This window comes from Agromyces sp. NPDC058136 (genome assembly GCF_042884375.1).
Classification (GTDB): domain Bacteria; phylum Actinomycetota; class Actinomycetes; order Actinomycetales; family Microbacteriaceae; genus Agromyces.
On sequence record NZ_JBHVUA010000002.1, the window covers coordinates 502,937 to 522,972 of the forward strand.

Consider the following 20,036-nt stretch of genomic DNA (forward strand, 5'->3'; position numbering starts at 1 on the left):
TCAGTGTGCGAGCCAGCGGAGCCCCGGCATCCGGCGGAGGAGGCGCGCGAGCGCACCCGGCCGGTCGACCCGTGCGGGCATGTGGATGTCGGGGTCGATCACGTTCGAGGCGGTGAAGGCGTACGGGCGGCGGGCGACGCCCGCGGCCTCCTGGTCGGCATGGTGCATCATCGTTCGCTCCTCTCCATCGAGACAAATTCCGAAATACGGAATTTGAATTCTGAACTGCGAAAAGAGTAAAGCGATTTCGGCGGTCGCGTCAAGGCCTCGGGCGGGATGCGGGGCGCGGCGGGGTGCGGAAAGGTGCGCGCGGCGAAGCGTGCGGCGGTGGCGCGGAAGGCGCGCGGAGAAGTGCGGCTGGCGACCGCCTCGGTCAGGCGGCGGCGGTGACGGCTGCGATCTCCTGCACCGCTTCGGTGAGCACGGGGATGGCCCGGGCGGCGAAGTCCTCGTCGACGCGGGCCACCGGGCCCGACACCGAGACGGCGGTCGGGATCGGTGCGCCGGGGACGGCCATGGCGTAGCAGCGCACGCCGATCTCCTGCTCGCCGTCGTCGATCGCGTAGCCGCGCTCGCGGATGACGGCGAGGTCGGCGAGCAGCGCGTCGAGCGTGGCGATCGAGTGCGGGGTCGACTGCGGCATCCCGGTGCGGGCGATGATCTCGCGCACCGTCTGGTCGTCGAGCGTCGCGAGGATGGCCTTGCCGACACCCGTCGCGTGGAGGTGCGAGCGCCGGCCGACCTCGGTGAACATGCGCATCGCGTGCGGCGACGGGGCCTGCGAGACGTAGATGACCTGGTCGCCGTCGAGCGTCGCGAGGTTCGCCGTCTCGCCGAGGCGGTCGACGAGTTCTTTCAGCTGCGGCTTCGCGAGCTGCCCGAACTGCCGGTTGGCGACCTCGCCGAGGCGCACGAGCCTCGGTCCGAGCGCGTAGCGGCGGTTGGCGAGCTGGCGGGCGTAGCCGAGTGCGACGAGCGTGCGGAGGAGGCGATGGATCGTCGGGAGCGGCAGCTCGGCCATCGCCGAGAGCTCGCTGAGCGTGACATCCCCGCCGGCGTCGGCGATCAGCTCCAGGAGGTCGAAGACCCTCGCAACGGACTTGACGCCTTCGGTCGGGCTCTCCGCCATCCGATGCTTCTCCTTCTTCGTCTTCATGGCAGCAGGTATCCGCAGAGCGGAAAACCTGCCGGATTCAGCCAAGATACCGCACCGACTGCCGAGAGGCGGCCGAATGGGCGGGCGACGGTGCGTCGCACCGAAGAAGCGGGTTGATTTTCCGAACTGTAGATATTAACCTCCGTAATACGGAAACCGCCGCGGGTGAAACACCGCGGGCAGTCAAGAAGGTCGATCAATGGCGAATCCCAGTCCCGGTTACTCCATCCAGCTCCGAGTCGAGGCGCCGGCCGGTGTCACGGCGACGAGCGAACTCGTCGTCGCGGCCGCCGACGCCGGCGCCGTCATCACGGCGGTCGACGTGAGCGAGTCCAGCACCGACCGCGTGCTCGTCGACCTCACCTGCTATGCCGTGAGCGCCGAGCACGCCGGCCAGGTGGCCGACGCGCTCGCCGCACGCGAGGGGGTCGTCGTGCACGACGTCGCCGACCGCACCTTCCGCCTCCACGCGGGCGGCAAGCTCGAGATCGTGCCGAAGACGCCGCTGCGCAACCGCGACGACCTCTCCCGCGCCTACACCCCGGGGGTCGCCCGCGTGTGCCTCGCGATCGCCGAGAACCCCGCCGACGCGAGGCGGCTCACGGTCAAGGGCAACACCATCGCGGTCGTCACCGACGGCTCCGCCGTGCTCGGCCTCGGCAACATCGGGGCGACCGCCTCCATCCCGGTGATGGAGGGCAAGGCCGCGCTGTTCAAGCAGTTCGCCGACGTCGACGCCTGGCCCGTCGCGCTCGACACCCAGGACACGGAAGAGATCATCTCCATCGTGAAGGCGCTCGCCCCGGTCTACGGCGGCATCAACCTCGAGGACATCGCGGCTCCCCGCTGCTTCGAGATCGAGCGTCGCCTCCGGGAGGAGCTCGACATCCCGGTCTTCCACGACGACCAGCACGGCACCGCGATCGTCACGCTCGCCGCGCTCATGAACGCGCTGCGCGTCGTGGGCAAGCGGCTCGACTCCGTGCGCATCGTCGTCTCGGGCGTCGGCGCAGCCGGCTCCGCGATCATCCAGCTGCTGCAGGCCGAGGGTGCGCGGCACATCGTCGCCTGCGGGCGCAACGGCGCGATCCACCACGGCGAGCAGTACGGCGACCCGCACCGCACCTGGATCGCCGAGCACACCAACGAGCGCGGGGTGAGCGGCAGCCTCTCCGAGATGCTCGTCGGGGCCGACGTGTTCATCGGCGTGAGCGCCCCCGACCTCATCGGGGAGCAGGAGATCCGAACCATGGCCGACGACGCCATCGTCTTCGCGATGGCCAACCCCGACCCAGAGGTCGACCCCGTCGTCGCCGCGCGGCACGCCGCCGTCGTCGCCACCGGCCGCAGCGACTTCCCCAACCAGATCAACAACGTGCTCGCGTTCCCCGGCTTCTTCCGGGGGCTCCTCGACGCGGGCGCCGTCGACATCACCCCCGCGATGCTGGTCGCCGCAGCCGAGGCGATCGCGTCGTGCGTGCGAGATGATGAGTTGAACGCGAGTTACATCATCCCGAGCGTCTTCGATCCCGATGTCGCCCGAGTCGTCGCCGAAGCCGTCGCCGATGCGGCCCACCGTGCGCCGGCCGAGCAGTCCACCGCCGTCGAGACGCAGGAAGGCGCCGCCGCATGAGCACCGACATCCGTTCCATCGAGATCACCCGCACCGCCGCCGTCGAGGGCGCCGACGAGATCCTGACGCCCGAGGCGCTCGACTTCGTCGCCGCGCTCCACCGCGAGTTCGACGGGCGTCGCCGCGAACTGATCGCGGCCCGCCACGAGAAGCGGGAGCGCATCGCTGCGGGGGGAACGCTCGACTTCCTCCCCGAGACGCGCGAGATCCGCGACGGCGACTGGCGCGTGGCGCCCGTGCCCGACGCCCTGCTCGACCGCAGGGTCGAGATCACCGGCCCTGCGGCGCCGCCGAAGATGGCGATCAACGCGCTGAACTCCGAGGCCCGAGTGTGGCTCGCCGACCTGGAGGACGCCACGAGCCCGACCTGGGAGAACGTCGTCGGCGGCGTGAAGAACCTCCGCGACGCGGCACGCGGCACGCTCGCCCACACCTCGCCCGCAGGCAAGGCGTACGCGCTCCGCACCGACGTGCGCCGGCCCACCGTCGTCACCCGTCCGCGCGGCTGGCACCTGCCCGAGCGGCACGTCCTCGTCGACGGCCGCGCGGGCAGCGGGTCGCTCGTCGACTTCGGCCTGCACTTCTTCCACACCGCGCAGCAGCTCATCGAGAACGGCGAGGGCCCGTACTACTACCTGCCCAAGCTCGAGAGCCACCTCGAGGCCCGGCTCTGGAACGACGTGTTCGTGTTCGCGCAGCAGGAGCTCGGCATCGCCCGCGGCACCGTGCGTGCGACCGTGCTCATCGAGACGATCCCGGCGGCGTTCGAGATGGACGAGATCCTCTACGAGCTGCGCGAGCACGCCTCCGGCCTGAACGCCGGTCGCTGGGACTACCTGTTCAGCCTGATCAAGGTCTTCCGCGACGCCGGCGAGGAGTTCATCCTGCCCGACCGTGCCGCCGTCTCGATGACCGCGCCGTTCATGCGCGCGTACACCGAACTGCTCGTGAAGACCTGCCACCGCCGCGGCGCCGCGGCGATGGGTGGCATGGCCGCGGTCGTGCCGAACCGCAACGACCTCGAGGTCACCCGCGCGGCGTTCGACAAGGTGCGGGCCGACAAGACGCGCGAGGCGAACGACGGCTTCGACGGTTCGTGGGTCGCGCACCCCGACCTGGTGCCCGTGTGCCGCGAGGTCTTCGACGAGGTGCTCGGCGACCGGCCGAACCAGCTCGACCGGCAGCGCCCCGAGGTCGAGGTCACGGCGGCGCAGCTGCTCGACGTCGCCTCGGCGGGCGGCGAGGTCACCGAGGCGGGGCTCCGCAACAACCTCTACGTCGCGGTCGCCTACACCGCGGTCTGGCTCTCGGGCAACGGCGCGGTCGCGATCCACAACCTCATGGAGGATGCTGCGACCGCCGAGATCTCGCGCTCGCAGGTGTGGCAGCAGCTGAAGAACGGCGTCGTGCTGGCCGACACCGGTCAGCGGATCACCCCCGAGCTCGTGCGGACCGTGCTGGCCGAAGAGGTCGAGCGGCTGCGCGGCGAGGTGGCGCCCGAGGCCTTCGCCGCGCACTACGAGCCCGCCGCGAAGCTCGTCGCCGACATCTGCCTATCTGGCGAGTACGTCGACTTCCTCACCCTGCCCGCCTACGAGCTGCTGGGCTGAGCATGGTGACCGGCAACATCTCGGGCGGCGTGCGCACCGCCCTCTCCGCGGCCGACCTCGCCCGGGTCGAGGAGCGGCTCGTCGCCACCGACGAGCTGCTCGCCACCGCCTACCCGGGCGACGACGGCTCACGCCAGCCGGTGCACACCGTGTACGTACCGGCCGACCGCTACACGCCCGAGCTGTCGACCATGTGGGGGCGGGCCGCGCTCGCCGCCGTCGAAGAGGCCGGCGGGCTCGAGGCGATCGCGGCCTCGGTGGGTCTCGACAGCGGGATCGCGGCCGCCGTGGTGCCGCGCGTTCGCGACAAGCTCGAACGGGAGCCGATCGAGGACCTGAGGATCGACTTCGAGGACGGGTACGGCGATCGCGGCGACGACGTCGAGGACGCCGATGCGGTACGAGCCGCCAAGCGGGTCGTCGCCGCCGCCGGCGCCGGATTCGCCCCGCCGTTCATCGGCATCCGCTTCAAGTGCTTCGAAGCGCCGACACGGGCGCGCGGCATCCGCACGCTCGACCTCTTCGTGACCGCCCTCGTCGAGCACGGCGGGCTGCCCGACGGTCTCGTGCTGACGCTGCCGAAGGTGTCGACGGTCGCGCAGGTCGAGGCGATGGCGGAGGTCGTGGGCGCCCTCGAACGCGCGCACGGCCTGCCCGACGGCCGGCTCAGGTTCGAGGTGCAGGTCGAGACGCCGCAGCTCATCCTCGGCGCCGACGGCACCTCGCCCGTCGCCCAGCTCGCGCTGGCGGCACCGGGCAGGATCAGCGCCCTGCACTACGGCACCTACGACTACAGCGCCTCGCTGCAGATCGCGGCGCGCTACCAGTCGATGGAGCATCCCGTCGCCGACCTCGCGAAAGAGGTGATGCAGCTCGCCGTCGCCGGAACCGGCATCCGCCTCTCCGACGGCTCGACCAACATCCTGCCGATCGGCGATCGCACCGAGGAGGCATGGCGGCTGCACGCGCGCCTCATCCGCCGGTCGCTCGAGCGCGGCTACTACCAGGGCTGGGATCTCCACGCCCACCAGCTGCCGACGCGGTACCTCGCCACGTACGCCTTCTTCCGCGAGGGCTGCCCCGAGGCATCCGGACGGCTGCGGAACTACCTCGAGCGCACCCCCGGCGCCGTGCTCGACGAGCCGGCGACGGCGCGCGCGCTCGCCGACTTCGTGCTGCGCGGCGTCGAGTGCGGCGCCGTCGGCGAGCGCGAGATCGTCGCCGACCTCGGCATCGATCGGCGTGCACTGACCCTGCTCGCGCATCCCAAGCTCGCGAAGGGCTGAGCGGATGCCACGACCCACCCCGAATCGCAAGGAACGAGCATGAGCTACTTCACCCCGCAGGGCGGTCTGCCGCCGCAGACCGAGCTGCTGACCGACCGCGCCGTCGTCAAGCAGGCGTACACCTTCATCCCGAAGGGCGTGCTGCGCGACATCGTCACGAGCAACCTGCCCGGATTCACGGACACCCGATCGTGGATCATCGCGCGACCCGTCGCGGGCGGCGCGACGACGTTCTCGCAGCTCATCGTCGAGATCGCCCCCGGCGGCGGTGCGGCGAGACCCGAGGCCGAGGCGGGCGTCGAGGGCGTCGTGTTCGTCACGACGGGGGCGCTGACGCTGACGCTCGAGGGCGAGCGGCACGTGCTCGAGGCGGGCGGCTACGCCTTCCTCGCCGCAGGCGCCGACTGGTCGCTCGCCAACGAGGGCGACGAGCTCACGAGCTTCCACTGGATCCGGAAGGCGTACGAGGTCCTCGAGGGCACCCCGCCGCCGGCCTCCTTCGTGACCCGCGACCAGGACATCGAGCCGGTGCCGATGCCCGACACCGACGGCGCATGGGCGACGACGCGGTTCACCGACTCGAACGACCTCGCGCACGACATGCAGGTGAACATCGTCACCTTCCAGCCGGGCGGCTCGATCCCGTTCGCCGAGACGCACGTCATGGAGCACGGACTGTTCGTGCTGCAGGGCAAGGCGGTCTACCGGCTCAACGACGACTGGGTCGAGTGCGAGGCCGGCGACTACATGCTGCTGCGCGCGTTCTGCCCGCAGGCGTGCTACGCGGGCGGCCCCGAGCCGTTCCGCTACCTGCTCTACAAGGACATGAACCGGCAGATCCGGCTCACCTGAACCTGCCGCGCGAGGCGACACCCTCGCGCGGCATGCGTGCGAAGCGCCCGGCGGCGAAGAGGTCCGTTGCCGGGCGCTTCGTCGTCTCCGGGGGGCTCTGCGACCGAGCGTTCGTCACAGGGTTGACGCGCCGAGTTTCACCACCTACGATTTCATCCAGCAAAAGAATTCTTCCGAATTACGGAAGTCAGCATCACGAAGTCAGTGAAGGAAGCCACGATGACGTACACGGTGAACTGCTCGATCCTCCTCACCGAGCTGCCCCTGCTCGAGCGCCCCGCCGCGGCCAAGGCCGCCGGCTTCGACGCCGTCGAGTTCTGGTGGCCGTTCGCCGAGTCGGTGCCCGCCGACCGCGACGTCGACGCCTTCATCGGCGCGATCCGCGACGCCGGCGTGCAGCTCACCGGGCTCAACTTCAACGCCGGCGACATGCCGGCCGGCGACCGCGGGCTCGTCTCCTGGCCGGCCCGCTCCGGCGAGTTCCTCGACAACATCGCCGTCGTCGCCGGCATCGGCGCTGCCCTCGGCACGAAGGGGTTCAACGCGCTCTACGGCCTCCGCCAGGACGGCGTCGACGCCGCCTCGCAGGACGCGGTCGCGATCGAGAACCTCGCCGCGGCGGCAGCAGGCGTCGCCGCGATCGGCGGCACCGTGCTGCTCGAGCCGGTCTCGGGCGCTCCGGCGTACCCGCTGAAGACCGCGGCCGACGCCCTGCGGGTGATCGAGGCCGTGCGCGAGGCATCCGGCACCTCGAACCTGAAGCTGCTCGCCGACTTCTACCACCTCGCCGTGAACGGCGACGACGTGGCCGCCGTCATCGAGGCGCACGCCGGCTCGTTCGGCCACATCCAGATCGCCGACGACCCCGGTCGCGGCGCGCCCGGCACGGGCGCACTTCCGCTCGACACCTGGATCGCCCGCAGCCGCGAACTCGGCTACGACGGCCCGATCGGCCTCGAGTACAAGGCCCCCATCGACTCCGCGTTCGCCTGGCTCGCCGCAGAACCCGCGGCCGCCGGCGACGCCCGCTGAGCGCGACGGCGACCCGCCGCCGCACCGCTCGACCCGACGCCCCCGGCATCCCCGGCGGGGCGTGAACACCGACTCTCAGAATCGAAGGACCCCACCATGACGAACATCGCTGTCATCGGACTCGGCATCATGGGCCTCCCCATGGCCGAGAACCTCATCAAGGCCGGCTACACCGTCGCCGGGTACAACCGTTCGCCCGAGCGCACCGAGCGGCTCACCGACGCGGGTGGGCGCGGCGCGACGAGCGTCGCCGACGCCGTGGCCGACGCGGACGTCATCATCACGATGGTGCCCGACTCGCCCGACGTCGTCGCGGTCGCGTCCGGCGCTGACGGCCTCATCGCCAACGCGAAGTCCGGCGCGATCTGGATCGACGCCTCGTCGATCCGTCCCGACATCGCCAAGCAGGTCGCCGAGGACGCACGCGCTGCGGGCCTCCGCCCGCTCGACGGCCCCGTCTCGGGCGGCGAGCAGGGCGCGATCGACGGCGTGCTGTCGATCATGGTCGGCGGCGAGGCATCCGACTTCGAGGCGGCGAAGCCCGTGCTCGAGGCCATCGGCAAGACCATCGTGCACGTCGGCCCCTCGGGCGCCGGCCAGACCGTCAAGGCCGCCAACCAGCTCATCGTCGCGGTCAACATCCAGGCGCTCGCCGAGGCGATCCTCTTCCTCGAGGCCTACGGGGTCGACACCGACGCCGCACTGCAGGTGCTCGGCGGCGGGCTCGCCGGCTCGAAGGTGCTCGAGCAGAAGGGGCGCAAGATGCTCGATCGCGACTTCGCCCCCGGGTTCCGGCTGGCCCTGCACAACAAGGACCTCGGCATCGTCACGAGCGCCGCCCGCGAGGCCGGCATCATCGTGCCGCTCGGCGCCCACGTCGCCCAGCTCGTCGGCTCGACCGTCGCCCGCGGCGACGGCGGCCTCGACCACTCGGGCCTCTTCAAGCTCACCCTCGACGCCGCCGGGCGCGAGTAGCCGCGCCGCGGCATCCACCCCACGTCTTCTCACACTCTCTCCGAAGGAGCACTCCCATGACTCGCATGCGAGCCGTCGACGCCATCGTGCAGATCCTGATCAAGGAGGGCGCCACCGAGGCGTTCGGCCTGCCAGGTGCCGCCATCAATCCCCTCTACTCCGCGATGCGCGCGAACGGCGGCATCCGGCACACGCTCGCCCGCCATGTCGAGGGCGCCTCGCACATGGCCGACGGCTACAGCCGCACGGCCGACGACCGCATCGGCATCTGCATCGGCACGTCGGGCCCCGCGGGCACCGACATGATCACCGGCCTGTACGCCGCGATCGCCGACTCCATCCCGATGCTGTGCATCACCGGCCAGGCGCCGGTCGCGAAGCTCGACAAGGAGGACTTCCAGGCCGTCGACATCGCCTCGATCGCGAAGCCCGTCACGAAGTTCGCGAAGACCGTGCTCGAGGGCGCGCAGGTCCCCGGCGTCTTCCAGTCGGCGTTCCAGATCATGCGCTCGGGCCGCCCAGGCCCCGTGCTCATCGACCTGCCGTTCGATGTGCAGATGACCGAGATCGAGTTCGACATCGACACCTACGAGCCGCTGCCGGTGGCGAAGCCGGTCGCGACCCGTGCACAGGCCGAGAAGGTGCTCGACCTGCTCACCGCCTCGAAGCACCCGGCGATCATCGCGGGCGGCGGCGTCGTGAACTCGGGCGCCTCGGCGAAGCTCGTCGAACTGGCCGAGACCCTCGGCGTGCCCGTGTTCCCGACCCTGATGGGCTGGGGCGCGATCGGCGACGACCACCCGCTGGCCGCGGGCCTCGTCGGCATCCAGACCTCGCAGCGCTACGGCAACGCGAGCTTCCTCGAGAGCGACTTCGTGCTCGGCATCGGCAACCGCTGGGCCAACCGTCACACCGGCGGCCTCGACACGTACCGCACGGGCCGCACCTTCGTCCACGTCGACATCGAGCCCACCCAGATCGGCCGCGTGTTCGCGCCCGACTACGGCGTCGTCTCCGACGCGGGCGCGTTCATCGACGCCCTCCTCGAGGCCGCCCGCGGCCGCGTCGCCGAGCTGCCCGACTACCACGGCTGGGCCGAGGAGTGCCGCGATCGCAAGGCGCGACTGCAGCGCAAGACGAACTTCGACGACGTGCCGATGAAGCCGCACCGCGTGTACCAGGAGATGCTCTCGGCGTTCGGCCACGACACCACCTACGTGACCACGATCGGCCTGTCGCAGATCGCCGGCGCGCAGCTGCTGCACGTGTACGAGCCCCGCCAGTGGATCAACGCCGGCCAGGCGGGCCCGCTGGGCTGGACGCTGCCCGCGGCGCTCGGCGTCGTGCGCGGCAAGCCCGATGCGAAGGTCGTCGCGCTCTCGGGCGACTACGACTTCCAGTTCATGGTCGAGGAGCTCGCCGTCGGCGCCCAGCACCAGCTGCCGTACGTCCACGTCGTGGTGAACAACAGCTACCTCGGGCTCATCCGCCAGTCGCAGCGCGGCTTCGAGATGGACTACGAGGTCTCGCTGGCCTTCGACAACGTCAACACCCCGCTCGACCCCGAGAGCGTCGCGACCGGGTACGGCGTCGACCACGTCAAGGTGGCCGAGGGACTCGGCTGCAAGGCGATCCGCATCGAACGCCCCGAGGACCTCGCGGCGGGCTTCGCCGAGGCCGAGCGGCTGAAGGCGGAGTTCCAGGTGCCGGTGGTCGTCGAGGTGATCCTCGAGCGCGTCACCAACATCGCGATGGGCGCCGACCTCGACACCATGAACGAGTTCGAGGACCTCGCGACGTCGCCGGCCGACGCGCCCGAGGCCGTCTACGCCCTGCTCGACTGAGTCGCGCCGGCCTCTGCCCCTTCCGCTCCGAACCGCCCGCAGAAAGACTGGGAACATGCGCATCGTGATCGCGCCCGACAAGTTCAAGGGGTCGCTCTCGGCTCCCGAGGTGGCCGCTCGCGTCGCCGAGGGCGCTCGCCGCGTCGATCCCGCGATCGAGATCGACGCGATCCCGGTGGCCGACGGCGGGGAGGGCACGCTCGACGCGGCCCTCGCCGCCGGGTTCGAGCGCCGGACGGCGCGCGTCACCGGCCCGCTGGGCGAGCCGGTCGACGCCGCCTTCGCGCTGCGGGGCGACGAGGCGGTGGTCGAGATGGCGCAGGCGTCGGGTCTCGACCTGGTCCCCTCGGGCGGGGCGGATGCCTCGGCCGCGACGAGCCTCGGCACCGGTCAGCTGCTCGTGGCCGCACTCGACGCGGGCGCGCGGCGCATCGTGCTCGGCATCGGCGGCAGCGCCTCGACCGACGGGGGAGCCGGGCTGCTGCGCGGGCTCGGTGCGCGCCTGCTCGACGGGTCGGGCAGCGAACTGCCCGACGGCGGCGGCGCCCTCGCCGGCCTCGCGCGCGTCGAGCTCGACGGGCTCGACCCGAGGCTCGCCGACACCGAGATCGTGCTCGCGAGCGACGTCGACAACCCCCTGCTCGGGCCGAGGGGCGCCGCTGCGGTCTTCGGCCCGCAGAAGGGGGCGACGCCCGACGAGGTCGTCCGGCTCGACGCCGCGCTCGGGAACCTCGTGGAGGCGCTCGCCGCCCACGACTCCGTGCCCGCGCGAGCGGCCGCCGAGCGCCAGGGCGCGGGCGCGGCCGGCGGCGTCGGCTTCGCCGCGCTCGCGGTGCTCGGCGCCGAGCGCCGGCCCGGCATCGACGTGGTGCTCGAGTTCACGGGCCTCGAGGCCCGGCTCGCGGGTGCCGACGCAGTGATCACCGGTGAGGGCAGCCTCGACGCGCAGAGCCTCATGGGCAAGACGCCGATCGGCGTCGCCCGTGCCGCGCGACGGGCGGGCGTGCCCGTCTACGCGGTGAGCGGCCGACGCCTGCTGAACGACGACGAGGTGCACGCGGCGGGGTTCGCGGGCGCCAGGGCGCTCGCCGAGCTCGAGCCCGATCCGGCACGCAGCATGGCCGAGGCATCCGATCTGCTCACCCGACTCGCGGAGGAACTCGTGACCGAACTCATCACCGACCAGGCGGCCGACCGCCCCGGCGCCGCGCCCGCGGCGTTCGACGTCGTCTTCCGCGCGGCGAGGGCGCTCGTCGCGGGCGAGGGCTCGCCCGTCGAACGCGCCGTGGAGATCGGCGTGCGCGACGGCCGGATCGTCGCGATCTCGCCGCTCGGCACGGGGCTCGCCGGCGCGGACGTCGTCGAGCTCGCCGCAGACGAGGTGCTGCTGCCCGGCCTCGTCGACACGCACGTCCACGTCAACGAGCCCGGCCGCACCGAGTGGGAGGGATTCGCCTCGGCGACCCGCGCCGCCGCGGCCGGCGGCGTCACCACGATCGTCGACATGCCGCTCAACAGCATCCCGCCGACGGTGTCGGTCGCGGCGCTCGACGAGAAGCGGGCCGCGGCGGAGGGGCAGACCTTCGTCGACGTCGGCTTCTGGGGCGGCGTCGTGCCGGGCAACCTCGACGAGCTCGCACCGCTCGTCGCCGAGGGCGTGTTCGGCTTCAAGTGCTTCCTCCTGCACTCGGGCGTCGACGAGTTCCCGCAGGTCACCGCCGACGAGATGGAGCAGGCGATGCGGGTCATCGCCGAGCACGACTCCATGCTCGTCGTGCACGCGGAGGACGCGCACGTCATCGACGCCGCGCCGCACACCGGCGGCCCCGGCTACGCCGACTTCCTCGCCTCGCGTCCGCACGAGGCCGAGGACACGGCGATCGCCGAGGTCATCGAACGAGCCGCGCGCACGGGCGCCCGCGCCCACATCCTGCACCTCTCCTCGGCGGACTCCCTCGGGCAGATCGCCGCGGCCAAGGCCGCGGGCACGGACCTCAGCGTCGAGACGTGCCCGCACTACCTCACCCTCTTCGCGGAGGACGTGCCGGCGGGGGCGACGGCGTTCAAGTGCTGCCCGCCCATCCGCGAGGACGCGAACCGCGACCAGCTCTGGGCGGGGCTCCGCAACGGGGTCGTCGACTTCGTCGTCTCCGACCACTCGCCGTCGACCCCCGAGATGAAGTACGCCGGCGACGGCGACTTCGAGCTCGCGTGGGGCGGCATCGCGAGCCTCCAGCTCGGCCTTCCGCTCATCTGGACCGAGGCGCAGGGGCGCGGCATCGGCCTCGATCGGGTCGTCGAGTGGATGGCGCAGAAGCCGGCCGAGCGGGTCGGCCTCACGTCGAAGGGCCGGATCGCGCCGGGCGCGGCCGCCGACCTCGTCGTGTTCGCGCCCGAGGACCGCTTCACCGTCGATGCCTCGCGACTCGAGCATCGACACCCCGTCACGCCGTACGACGGTCGCGAACTGATCGGCGGGGTGCGGCGCGCGTACCTCGCCGGCGCCCCGATCGACCGCGAACGGGCACAGGGCCGGATGCTCCGGAAAGGGAACGCGTAGCATCCCGGGGCGGCCGTGGGCCGGGCGGTCCGATATCGCTCCGGCCCCGGCCGCATCATCTCTTCCGAACCATCCACCCGTCGATCCACTGCCACTCGGCGGACCACGAGGCTTCCGCCGACCGATGAAACGGAGCACCGCATGATCAACTCGTCCGACGAACTCGAACCGGGCCAGCTCGCCCCCGACTTCGCGCTGCCCGACGGGCGGGGCGAGGAGCGCCGGCTCGGCGACCTCCGCGGCGCACCGGTGATCGTCTACTTCTACCCGGCGGCCTTCACGCCCGGCTGTACGACCGAGGCGTGCGACTTCCGCGAGAACCTCGCGTCGTTCCAGTCGGCCGGGTACACCGTGCTCGGCATCTCGCCCGACCCGGTCGCCCGGCTGGCGGAGTTCGCGGAGGCCGAGCAGCTGAGCTTCCCGCTCCTGTCCGACGCCGACGCCCAGGTCGCGCGGGCGTGGGGGGCGTGGGGGCAGAAGACGGTCGCCGGCCGCACCTTCGACGGCCTCATCCGCTCGACGGTCGTCGTCGACGCCGAAGGGCGCGTCGCGTCGGTCGAGTACAACGTCGACGCGAACGGCCACGTCGGCCGCCTGCGCGCCCAGTTGGGGCTCTGACGGGCCGGATGCCACGGGGCGGGTTTCCTCGGGAACGTTGCCTCCGTGGCATCCATTCGATAGAATTGTCGCATGCTGAAATAACAGTTCCACGATACGAAACAGCCGTCTCGTATTTCCATACGCCGTGGATGCCAGCAGAATGAGAAAGTGACTCAAGCGATGTTGCTTGAACAGTTCAACGGAGCGGATCGCACGGAGGCGATCGCGAGGCTCCGACCATGCATCGATGTGACGCGGTGGTGCGAACACCTCGCCGATCACCGACCGTACGGCTCGATCGACGAGCTCCTCCGCGAGGCCGGCGTCGCCGCGTCGCCGTTCACGGGCGACGAGGTCGCGCAGGCGCTCAGCCATCACCCGCGCATCGGGGAGCGCGCGAGCGGCGACAGCACCGAGGCGACGCTGTCGCGATCCGAACAGGCCGGCCTCGGCTCGGTCGACGACGAGATCGCGCAGGCGCTCGCAGAGGGCAACGCGGCCTACGACGCACGGTTCGGGCGGGTGTTCCTCATCCGCGCCGCCGGGCGTTCGCCGCGCGAGATCCTCGACCAGCTCACCGCGCGGCTCGGCAACGACGACGCCACCGAGGACGGCATCGTCGCCGAGCAGTTGCGGGAGATCGCCGTCCTCAGACTGAAGGGGATCCTCTCACCATGACCGTTTCGCAGATCACGACGCACGTGCTCGACGCCGTGAAGGGCCGACCAGCCGCCGGAGTTCCCGTCGAACTCCTGCAGCGCACGGGCGACACCTGGGCGAGCATCGGCACCGCCGTGACGGACGACGACGGGCGGGCGAAACAGCTCGGCCCCGAGACGATCCCGAACGGCGAGTACCGGCTCCGGTTCGACACCGGCGCCTACTTCGCCGCCACGCAGACCGACACCTTCTATCCCGAGATCCAGCTCACGTTCCTCGTCGCAGAGGAGGGACGGCACTACCACGTGCCGATCCTGCTGAGCCCCTTCGCCTATTCGACCTACCGAGGAAGTTAGATCCGACATGACCGACACTCTCATCAACACCGTGACCCTCAGCGACGGCGCCGAAGCCGGCTCGATCGTGCTCGGCCCGAACCAGTACGGCAAGGCCGAGGTCCGCGTCGTCAAGGTCACCCGCGACACCGACCGCCACGAGATCGAGGACCTGAACGTCACCTCGCAGCTGCGCGGCGACTTCGCCGGAGCACACCTCGACGGCGACAACGCCCACGTCGTCGCGACCGACACGCAGAAGAACACGATATTCGCGTTCGCCCGTGACGGCGTCGGCTCGCCCGAGGCGTTCCTGCTGCGCCTCGCCGACCACTTCGTCGGCTCGTTCGACTGGGTGACCGGCGGCCGCTGGCTCGCCGAGAGCTACGCCTGGGAGCGCATCATCGCCCACGGGAAGCCGCACGACCACTCGTTCGTGCGCAAGGGCCAGGAGATCCGCACGGCCGCGGTCGTCGCCGACGGCGAGGTGCGTCACGTGATCGCGGGCCTCAAGGACCTCACGGTGCTGAAGACCACCCAGTCGGGCTTCGAGGGCTACCCGAAGGACCGCTACACGACCCTGCAGGAGACGACGGACCGCATCCTCGCGACGAGCGTCGCCACCCGTTGGCGCTATCAGCCGGGCGCCGAGGTCGACTACAACGCCGTCTACGCCAGCGTGAAGGCGATCCTGCTCGAGGCGTTCACGGAGCACTACTCCGCAGCGCTGCAGACGACGCTCTTCGAGATGGGCCAGGCCGTGCTCGAGGCGCACCCCGAGATCGCCGAGATCCGCTTCTCGATGCCGAACAAGCACCACTTCGTCGTCGACCTCGCCCCGTTCGGCCTCGACAACCCGAACGAGGTGTTCTACGCCTCCGACCGCTCGTACGGCCTCATCGAGGCGACCGTCACGCGCGAGGGCCTCGCGCCCGCGCCCGGCGCGTGGGAGTCGACCGGCGCGTTCTGCTGATCGGCCCGTCTCGCCGACCCGCGCCCCGTCCGGCCTCGCCGGGCGGGGCGCTCGCGCATTAGCCTCGAGGCATGGACCACGACGTCTCCGGCGCTGCCGCCGCCGATCGCGCCGACCTCGCCGCGGGCGTCGTCACCCGCGAGGCCTCCGAGCACGAGATCACCGCGGTGCTCGAACGGTTCGAGGCGACGTGGGGCGAGGGGCGCGGCCCCGACGACGCGATGATCCGCGCGCTCCTGCACGCGGGCGCGACGGTGCTCGTCGCGGTCGTCGTCGACGAGGGCGGGGTTGATGCCTCGGCGACGCCGCCGTACGCGGCACCCGGCGAGCTGCTCGGGGCGACGCTCGGGTTCCTCGGGTGGAACGAGGGGCTCCACCTGCACTCGCACATGAACGCCGTCTCGCCCGCCGCCCGCGGGCACGGCATCGGGCTCGCGTTGAAGCTGCGCCAACGGGCGCTCGCGCTCGCCCACGGCGTCGACGAGATCCGGTGGACCTTCGACCCGCTCATCCGCCGCAACGCGCGCATGAACCTCGTGCGCCTCGGCGCCGAGGTCGCCGCCTACCTGCCCGAGTTCTACGGCGTCATCGGCGACGCGATCACCGGCGCCGACCGCAGCGACCGCTTCGAGGTGCGCTGGCGGCTCGACTCGGCGCGCGTCGCACGGGCGCTCGCGGGGGAGCCCGCACCGTCGTGGGCGGCGGAGCACGGCTTCGCGCTCGATGCCGACTTCGAGACGCTGCGCCGCGACGACCCGGTGGCGGCGTCGCGGCTCCGCGCCGCCTCGGTCGAGGCGTTCACCGCGATGGCGCGGCAGGGGCTCCGCCCCGAGCTCGACGCGCACGGCGACTACGTCTTCACCGCTGATGATGCCGACCGAACCGACGACCCCGACGACCCCGACCGCCCCGAACAGGAGACGAGATGAGCGAGACCGCGAGCCGCATCGAGGCGATCGAGCTGCACCGCATCGAGGTGCCGCTCGTGCGGCCCTTCGAGACGAGCTTCGGGCGCGAGACCGTGCGCGAGGCGCTGCTCGTGCACGTGCGAACCGACGCCGGCGAGGGCTGGGGGGAGTGCGTCGCCGGTCGCGACCCGTTCTACTCGGCGGAGTACGTCGACGGCGTGGCATCCGTCATCGAACGCTACCTGGGGCCCGCACTCCTCGACGCGCCGTCCGTGCACGCGGCGACGCTCGCGGACGTGGACGCCGAGGGGCCCGGCCGCCGCGGCGTCTCGCTGCCCCTCGCCCACTCGATCGCGGGCACCCTCGGCTTCGTCGCCGGGCACCGCATGGCGAAGGGCGCGCTCGAGGCGGCTGTGCTCGACGCCGAGCTGCGGGCGCAGGATCGCTCGATGGGCGAGGCGTTCGGCGCGGTGCGCGAGTGGGTGGACTGCGGCGTCTCCGTCGGCATCGCCCCCACCCTCGAAGAGCTGCTCGACGAGGTGACCGGCTACCTCGAGGCGGGCTACCGGCGCATCAAGCTGAAGATCAAGCCCGGCTGGGACATGGTGCCGGTCGGCGCCGTCCGCGAGCTCATGGGCCGCGCGGGGCTCCTGCAGGTCGACGCGAACACCGCGTACACGGCCGACGACATCCCGCTGCTCGCGAGCCTCGACGCCTTCGAGCTGCTGCTCATCGAACAGCCCTTCGCCGAGGAGGACCTCGCCACCCACGTCCGTCTCGCCGAGGCGTGCGAGACGCCGGTGTGCCTCGACGAGTCGGTCCTCGACGTCGCGACCGCGGTCGACGCGATCGACCGGGGCGCGACCTCGATCGTGAACATCAAGCCCGGGCGCATGGGCGGCTACCTCGAGGCGCTGCGGGTGCACGACGCGTGCCGCCGGCTCGACGTGCCGGTCTGGTGCGGCGGCATGCTCGAGACCGGGGTCGGGCGCGCCGCGAACGTCGCGCTCGCCGCCCTCCCCGGGTTCCTCCTCCCGGGCGACACCTCCGCATCCGACCGCTACTACGCCGAGGAGGTCACCGAACCGTTCGTGCTCGGCGAGGGCGAGCATCGCGGCCAGTTGAAGGTGCCGGATGCCCCGGGCACGGGGGTCACCGTGCGCACCGAGCTCGTGCGCGAGTGGGCGACCGGCGAGCCGGTGCTGCTCACCCGCTGACGCGGGCGAGGTTCAACCGGGCGAACCGGCCGAGCCGGGCGACCCGGGCGGATCGAGCAGCCCGAGCGCACGTTCGCCGATGCGGGCCGCGGTCTCGGCGTGCGCCGGGTCGTCGTCGAGCGAGAACCAGGTCGACGAGAGCGCGCACCACGCGACGAGCCACCGGGCGAAGCGGTCGGGCTCGAGGGGTGCGCCGGCGCGCGCGGTCGCGTCGAGCACCGCGGCGAACTGCCGTTCGAGGCGGCCCGGAGCGAGCGCGCGCTCGTGCGAGGGGTTGCAGAGCAGGTTGCAGTAGTCGAACGCCGCCTCGCCGAGGAGTCCCTTCGGGTCGATCGCGAGCCAGCCGCGCTCGCCGAAGTCGAGCACGTTGCCGTGGTGCACGTCGCCGTGCAGCACCCGTTCGTCGCGGGGCGACGCGAGCAGCCGCTCCGCGAACTCGGCGCCGCGGCGGTGCAGCGGCGCGAGTCCGTCGGCGTGCGCGAACAGCTCGTGGAACCACGTCGCGAGGGGCACGAGCAACGGCTCGCCCGACTCGGTGAGCAGGCTGCCGTTCCCGGCCGCGAGCTCCGCCGCCGGGAGGTGCAGCCGTGCCGCCGCCGCGCAGAGCACACGGGTCGCGTCGTCGTCGTAGCCCGCGAGCACGAGTCGCACGAGGTCGTTCGGGCCGGTCGCGCGTTCGAGCAGCATCGCCGCGCCCTCTCGACGCAGCACGCGGGCGACGCCCCGACCGTCGAGACGCTCGAGGAGTTCCCCGCCGCGCTCCTCCTCGTCGAGGTGGGCGAGCTTCAGCATGGCCGGTGCGCCGTCCGCCGTGCGGACCGGGATGAGCGTCGACGACGCCGTCGTGCGCACGTCGCCGTCGGCGCGCAACCGCCAGTGGTGCAGCCATTCGAGGTCGGCCCCGTGGCCGGGGTCGACGGGACCGAGGTCGCTCACGAGCGCCGCTCGGTCGCGGCGTCGTCGCCCGGGGCGGCGTCGCGGAAGCGCGCCCACGGGTCGTAGTCGACCTCGAGCGGCTCCTGCTCGGGGCGGTCGGGCTCCGGCACGTGCTGCAGGTTCACCCGGATGCGGTACCAGAGCGAGGAACTCCCGCGCATGCCGTCGACGAGCACGTCGGCCGGTTCGAGGTGCGACACGATCTCGGCGTGCCTGGCCTTCCACCGCCCGAGCCCGTCGAGGGCCTCCGCCTTGGTCTTCGCGCGGGCGATCTCGATGAGCGGCATCGTCGACTGCCGTCGGCCCGAACCGGTGCCGTTGCCGGTGCCGCGCGGCGGTTTCTCGGCGGGGCCGAGCTCGTCGGCGAGCCGCAGCAGCCCGTCGAGGCGGCCGACGGCGTCGTCGATGCCTGCGGCGGGGTCGCCGCGCTCGGCGTAGCGGGCGAGCACGGTCGGCACCGTGAAGCGTTCGGGGCGGCTGCCGGCCACCTCCGACCAGTCGAGCGGCGTCGAGACGCGGGCGTCGGGCAGCGGCCTGACGGAGTACGCCGAGGCGACCGTGCGGTCCTTCGCGTTCTGGTTGAAGTCGACGAAGACGCTCTCGCCGCGCTCCTCCTTCCACCACCTCGCCGAGGCGAGGCCGGGCGCGCGGTTCGCGACCTCGCGTGCGAGGGTCTCGGCGGCGAGGCGCACTTCGGCGTAGCTCCACTCGGGTGCGATGCGCACCGAGATGTGGATGCCACGTGAGCCCGACGTCTTCGGCCACCCGACGAGCCCGTGGTCGACGAGCACCTCCCGCGCGACGAATGCGACGTCGACGATCTGCGCCCAGTCGACGCCGGGCATCGGGTCGAGGTCGACGCGCAGTTCGTCGGGGTGCTCGAGGTCGCCCGCCCGTACGGGGTGCGGGTTGAGGTCGATGCAGCCGAGGTTGACGACCCACGCGAGCCCCGCGGCATCCGTGACGACCGCTTCTTCGGCGGAGTTGCCCGAGGCGTAGTGCAGCGTCGCGGTCTCGAGCCAGTCGGGCCGGTTCTCGGGGACGCGCTTCTGGAAGAACGCCTCCTGATCGATGCCCTTCACGAAGCGCTTCAGCACCATCGGCCGACCGCCCGCACCGCGGAGCGCCCCGTCGGCGACCGCGAGGTAGTAGCGCACGAGGTCGAGCTTCGTGAGGCCGGGCCCGGGGAACACGACCTTGTCGGGGTGCGAGACCCGCACCTCGCGGCCCTCGACCTCGATGACCTCCGCCGCACGCGCTGCCGGGCTCACCCCTTCACCCTACGGCGGCGCCCCCGCCCCCGAAACCCCCGCCCTGGTTCGGCCACCGTTCCTCAACCACCGGCCGCAGCGCGGATCCGCGATCGTTTCGCCCTCCTCCCCGTCCCACACCGCTCCTCGCGCGAGAGAGTGTCCTCGGGAGCGGCGCGGTACTTCGGTACTTCGGTACCGGTTCTGCG

Annotated in this window: 17 protein-coding genes and 1 pseudogene; 14 read left to right on the forward strand and 4 right to left on the reverse strand. The window is 71.9% G+C overall.

Annotated elements, in window-relative coordinates; all coding sequences use genetic code 11:
* Together ACFVTX_RS08670 and ACFVTX_RS08675 are read right to left on the reverse strand one after the other, a co-directional pair.
* Entirely contained in the window at positions 1-171 is a 171-nt protein-coding gene (locus tag ACFVTX_RS08670; RefSeq protein ID WP_386899193.1) for a hypothetical protein, read from the reverse strand.
* Between the two features lie 202 nt (positions 172-373).
* Entirely contained in the window at positions 374-1,129 is a 756-nt protein-coding gene (locus ACFVTX_RS08675; protein ID WP_386899194.1) for an IclR family transcriptional regulator, read from the reverse strand.
* Positions 1,130-1,355: 226 nt separating this feature from the next.
* Here ACFVTX_RS08675 and ACFVTX_RS08680 point away from each other — a divergent pair, with 226 nt between their 5' ends.
* The 14 genes and pseudogenes from ACFVTX_RS08680 to menC all read left to right on the forward strand — a co-directional run bounded on the left by ACFVTX_RS08680 (position 1,356) and on the right by menC (position 17,641).
* Entirely contained in the window at positions 1,356-2,789 is a 1,434-nt protein-coding gene (locus ACFVTX_RS08680; protein ID WP_386899195.1) for an NAD-dependent malic enzyme, read from the forward strand.
* Positions 2,786-4,399 (forward strand): malate synthase A, encoded by a 1,614-nt coding sequence (gene aceB / locus ACFVTX_RS08685; RefSeq protein WP_386899196.1) that lies wholly within the window; start codon positions 2,786-2,788, stop codon positions 4,397-4,399. The genes ACFVTX_RS08680 and aceB overlap by 4 nt, the downstream gene beginning before the upstream one ends.
* Positions 4,400-4,401: 2 nt before the next feature.
* Complete coding sequence (locus ACFVTX_RS08690; RefSeq protein ID WP_386899197.1) at positions 4,402-5,685, forward strand: DUF6986 family protein; 1,284 nt, start codon at positions 4,402-4,404, stop codon at positions 5,683-5,685.
* Between the two features lie 39 nt (positions 5,686-5,724).
* A complete protein-coding gene (locus ACFVTX_RS08695) occupies positions 5,725-6,537 on the forward strand; it encodes a bifunctional allantoicase/(S)-ureidoglycine aminohydrolase (protein ID WP_386899198.1) in 813 nt (270 codons plus the stop codon).
* Between the two features lie 219 nt (positions 6,538-6,756).
* Positions 6,757-7,569, forward strand: coding sequence for a hydroxypyruvate isomerase family protein (locus ACFVTX_RS08700; RefSeq protein ID WP_386899199.1), 813 nt, complete (start codon positions 6,757-6,759; stop codon positions 7,567-7,569).
* Positions 7,570-7,662: 93 nt separating this feature from the next.
* A pseudogene (locus ACFVTX_RS08705) lies at positions 7,663-8,544 on the forward strand (2-hydroxy-3-oxopropionate reductase); the annotation flags it as partial.
* A 56-nt stretch (positions 8,545-8,600) separates the two neighbouring features.
* Positions 8,601-10,388, forward strand: coding sequence for a glyoxylate carboligase (gene gcl / locus ACFVTX_RS08710; RefSeq protein ID WP_386899200.1), 1,788 nt, complete (start codon positions 8,601-8,603; stop codon positions 10,386-10,388).
* 55 nt (positions 10,389-10,443) lie between these two features.
* Entirely contained in the window at positions 10,444-12,948 is a 2,505-nt protein-coding gene (gene allB, locus ACFVTX_RS08715) for an allantoinase AllB (protein ID WP_386899201.1), read from the forward strand.
* 141 nt (positions 12,949-13,089) lie between these two features.
* On the forward strand, positions 13,090-13,566 hold the full coding sequence (gene bcp, locus ACFVTX_RS08720) for a thioredoxin-dependent thiol peroxidase (RefSeq protein WP_386899202.1): 477 nt from the start codon (positions 13,090-13,092) through the stop codon (positions 13,564-13,566).
* A gap of 162 nt (positions 13,567-13,728) precedes the next feature.
* On the forward strand, positions 13,729-14,226 hold the full coding sequence (uraD, locus tag ACFVTX_RS08725; protein ID WP_386899203.1) for a 2-oxo-4-hydroxy-4-carboxy-5-ureidoimidazoline decarboxylase: 498 nt from the start codon (positions 13,729-13,731) through the stop codon (positions 14,224-14,226).
* Positions 14,223-14,564, forward strand: a complete 342-nt coding sequence (gene uraH, locus ACFVTX_RS08730) for a hydroxyisourate hydrolase (RefSeq protein ID WP_386899204.1) — start codon at positions 14,223-14,225, stop codon at positions 14,562-14,564. Before uraD ends, uraH begins: the two co-directional genes overlap by 4 nt.
* A 7-nt stretch (positions 14,565-14,571) precedes the next feature.
* On the forward strand, positions 14,572-15,516 hold the full coding sequence (pucL, locus tag ACFVTX_RS08735) for a factor-independent urate hydroxylase (RefSeq protein WP_386899205.1): 945 nt from the start codon (positions 14,572-14,574) through the stop codon (positions 15,514-15,516).
* Positions 15,517-15,587: 71 nt separating this feature from the next.
* Positions 15,588-16,445, forward strand: a complete 858-nt coding sequence (locus tag ACFVTX_RS08740) for a hypothetical protein (protein WP_386899206.1) — start codon at positions 15,588-15,590, stop codon at positions 16,443-16,445.
* Positions 16,442-17,641, forward strand: a complete 1,200-nt coding sequence (gene menC / locus ACFVTX_RS08745) for an o-succinylbenzoate synthase (protein WP_386899207.1) — start codon at positions 16,442-16,444, stop codon at positions 17,639-17,641. The genes ACFVTX_RS08740 and menC overlap by 4 nt, the downstream gene beginning before the upstream one ends.
* A gap of 12 nt (positions 17,642-17,653) precedes the next feature.
* On the opposite strand, the gene ACFVTX_RS08750 is transcribed toward menC, so the two are convergent.
* A complete protein-coding gene (locus ACFVTX_RS08750) occupies positions 17,654-18,577 on the reverse strand; it encodes an aminoglycoside phosphotransferase family protein (RefSeq protein ID WP_386899208.1) in 924 nt (307 codons plus the stop codon).
* Positions 18,574-19,848, reverse strand: a complete 1,275-nt coding sequence (locus tag ACFVTX_RS08755) for a DNA polymerase domain-containing protein (RefSeq protein ID WP_386899209.1) — start codon at positions 19,846-19,848, stop codon at positions 18,574-18,576. The genes ACFVTX_RS08750 and ACFVTX_RS08755 overlap by 4 nt, the downstream gene beginning before the upstream one ends.
* Positions 19,849-20,036 lie beyond the last annotated feature (188 nt).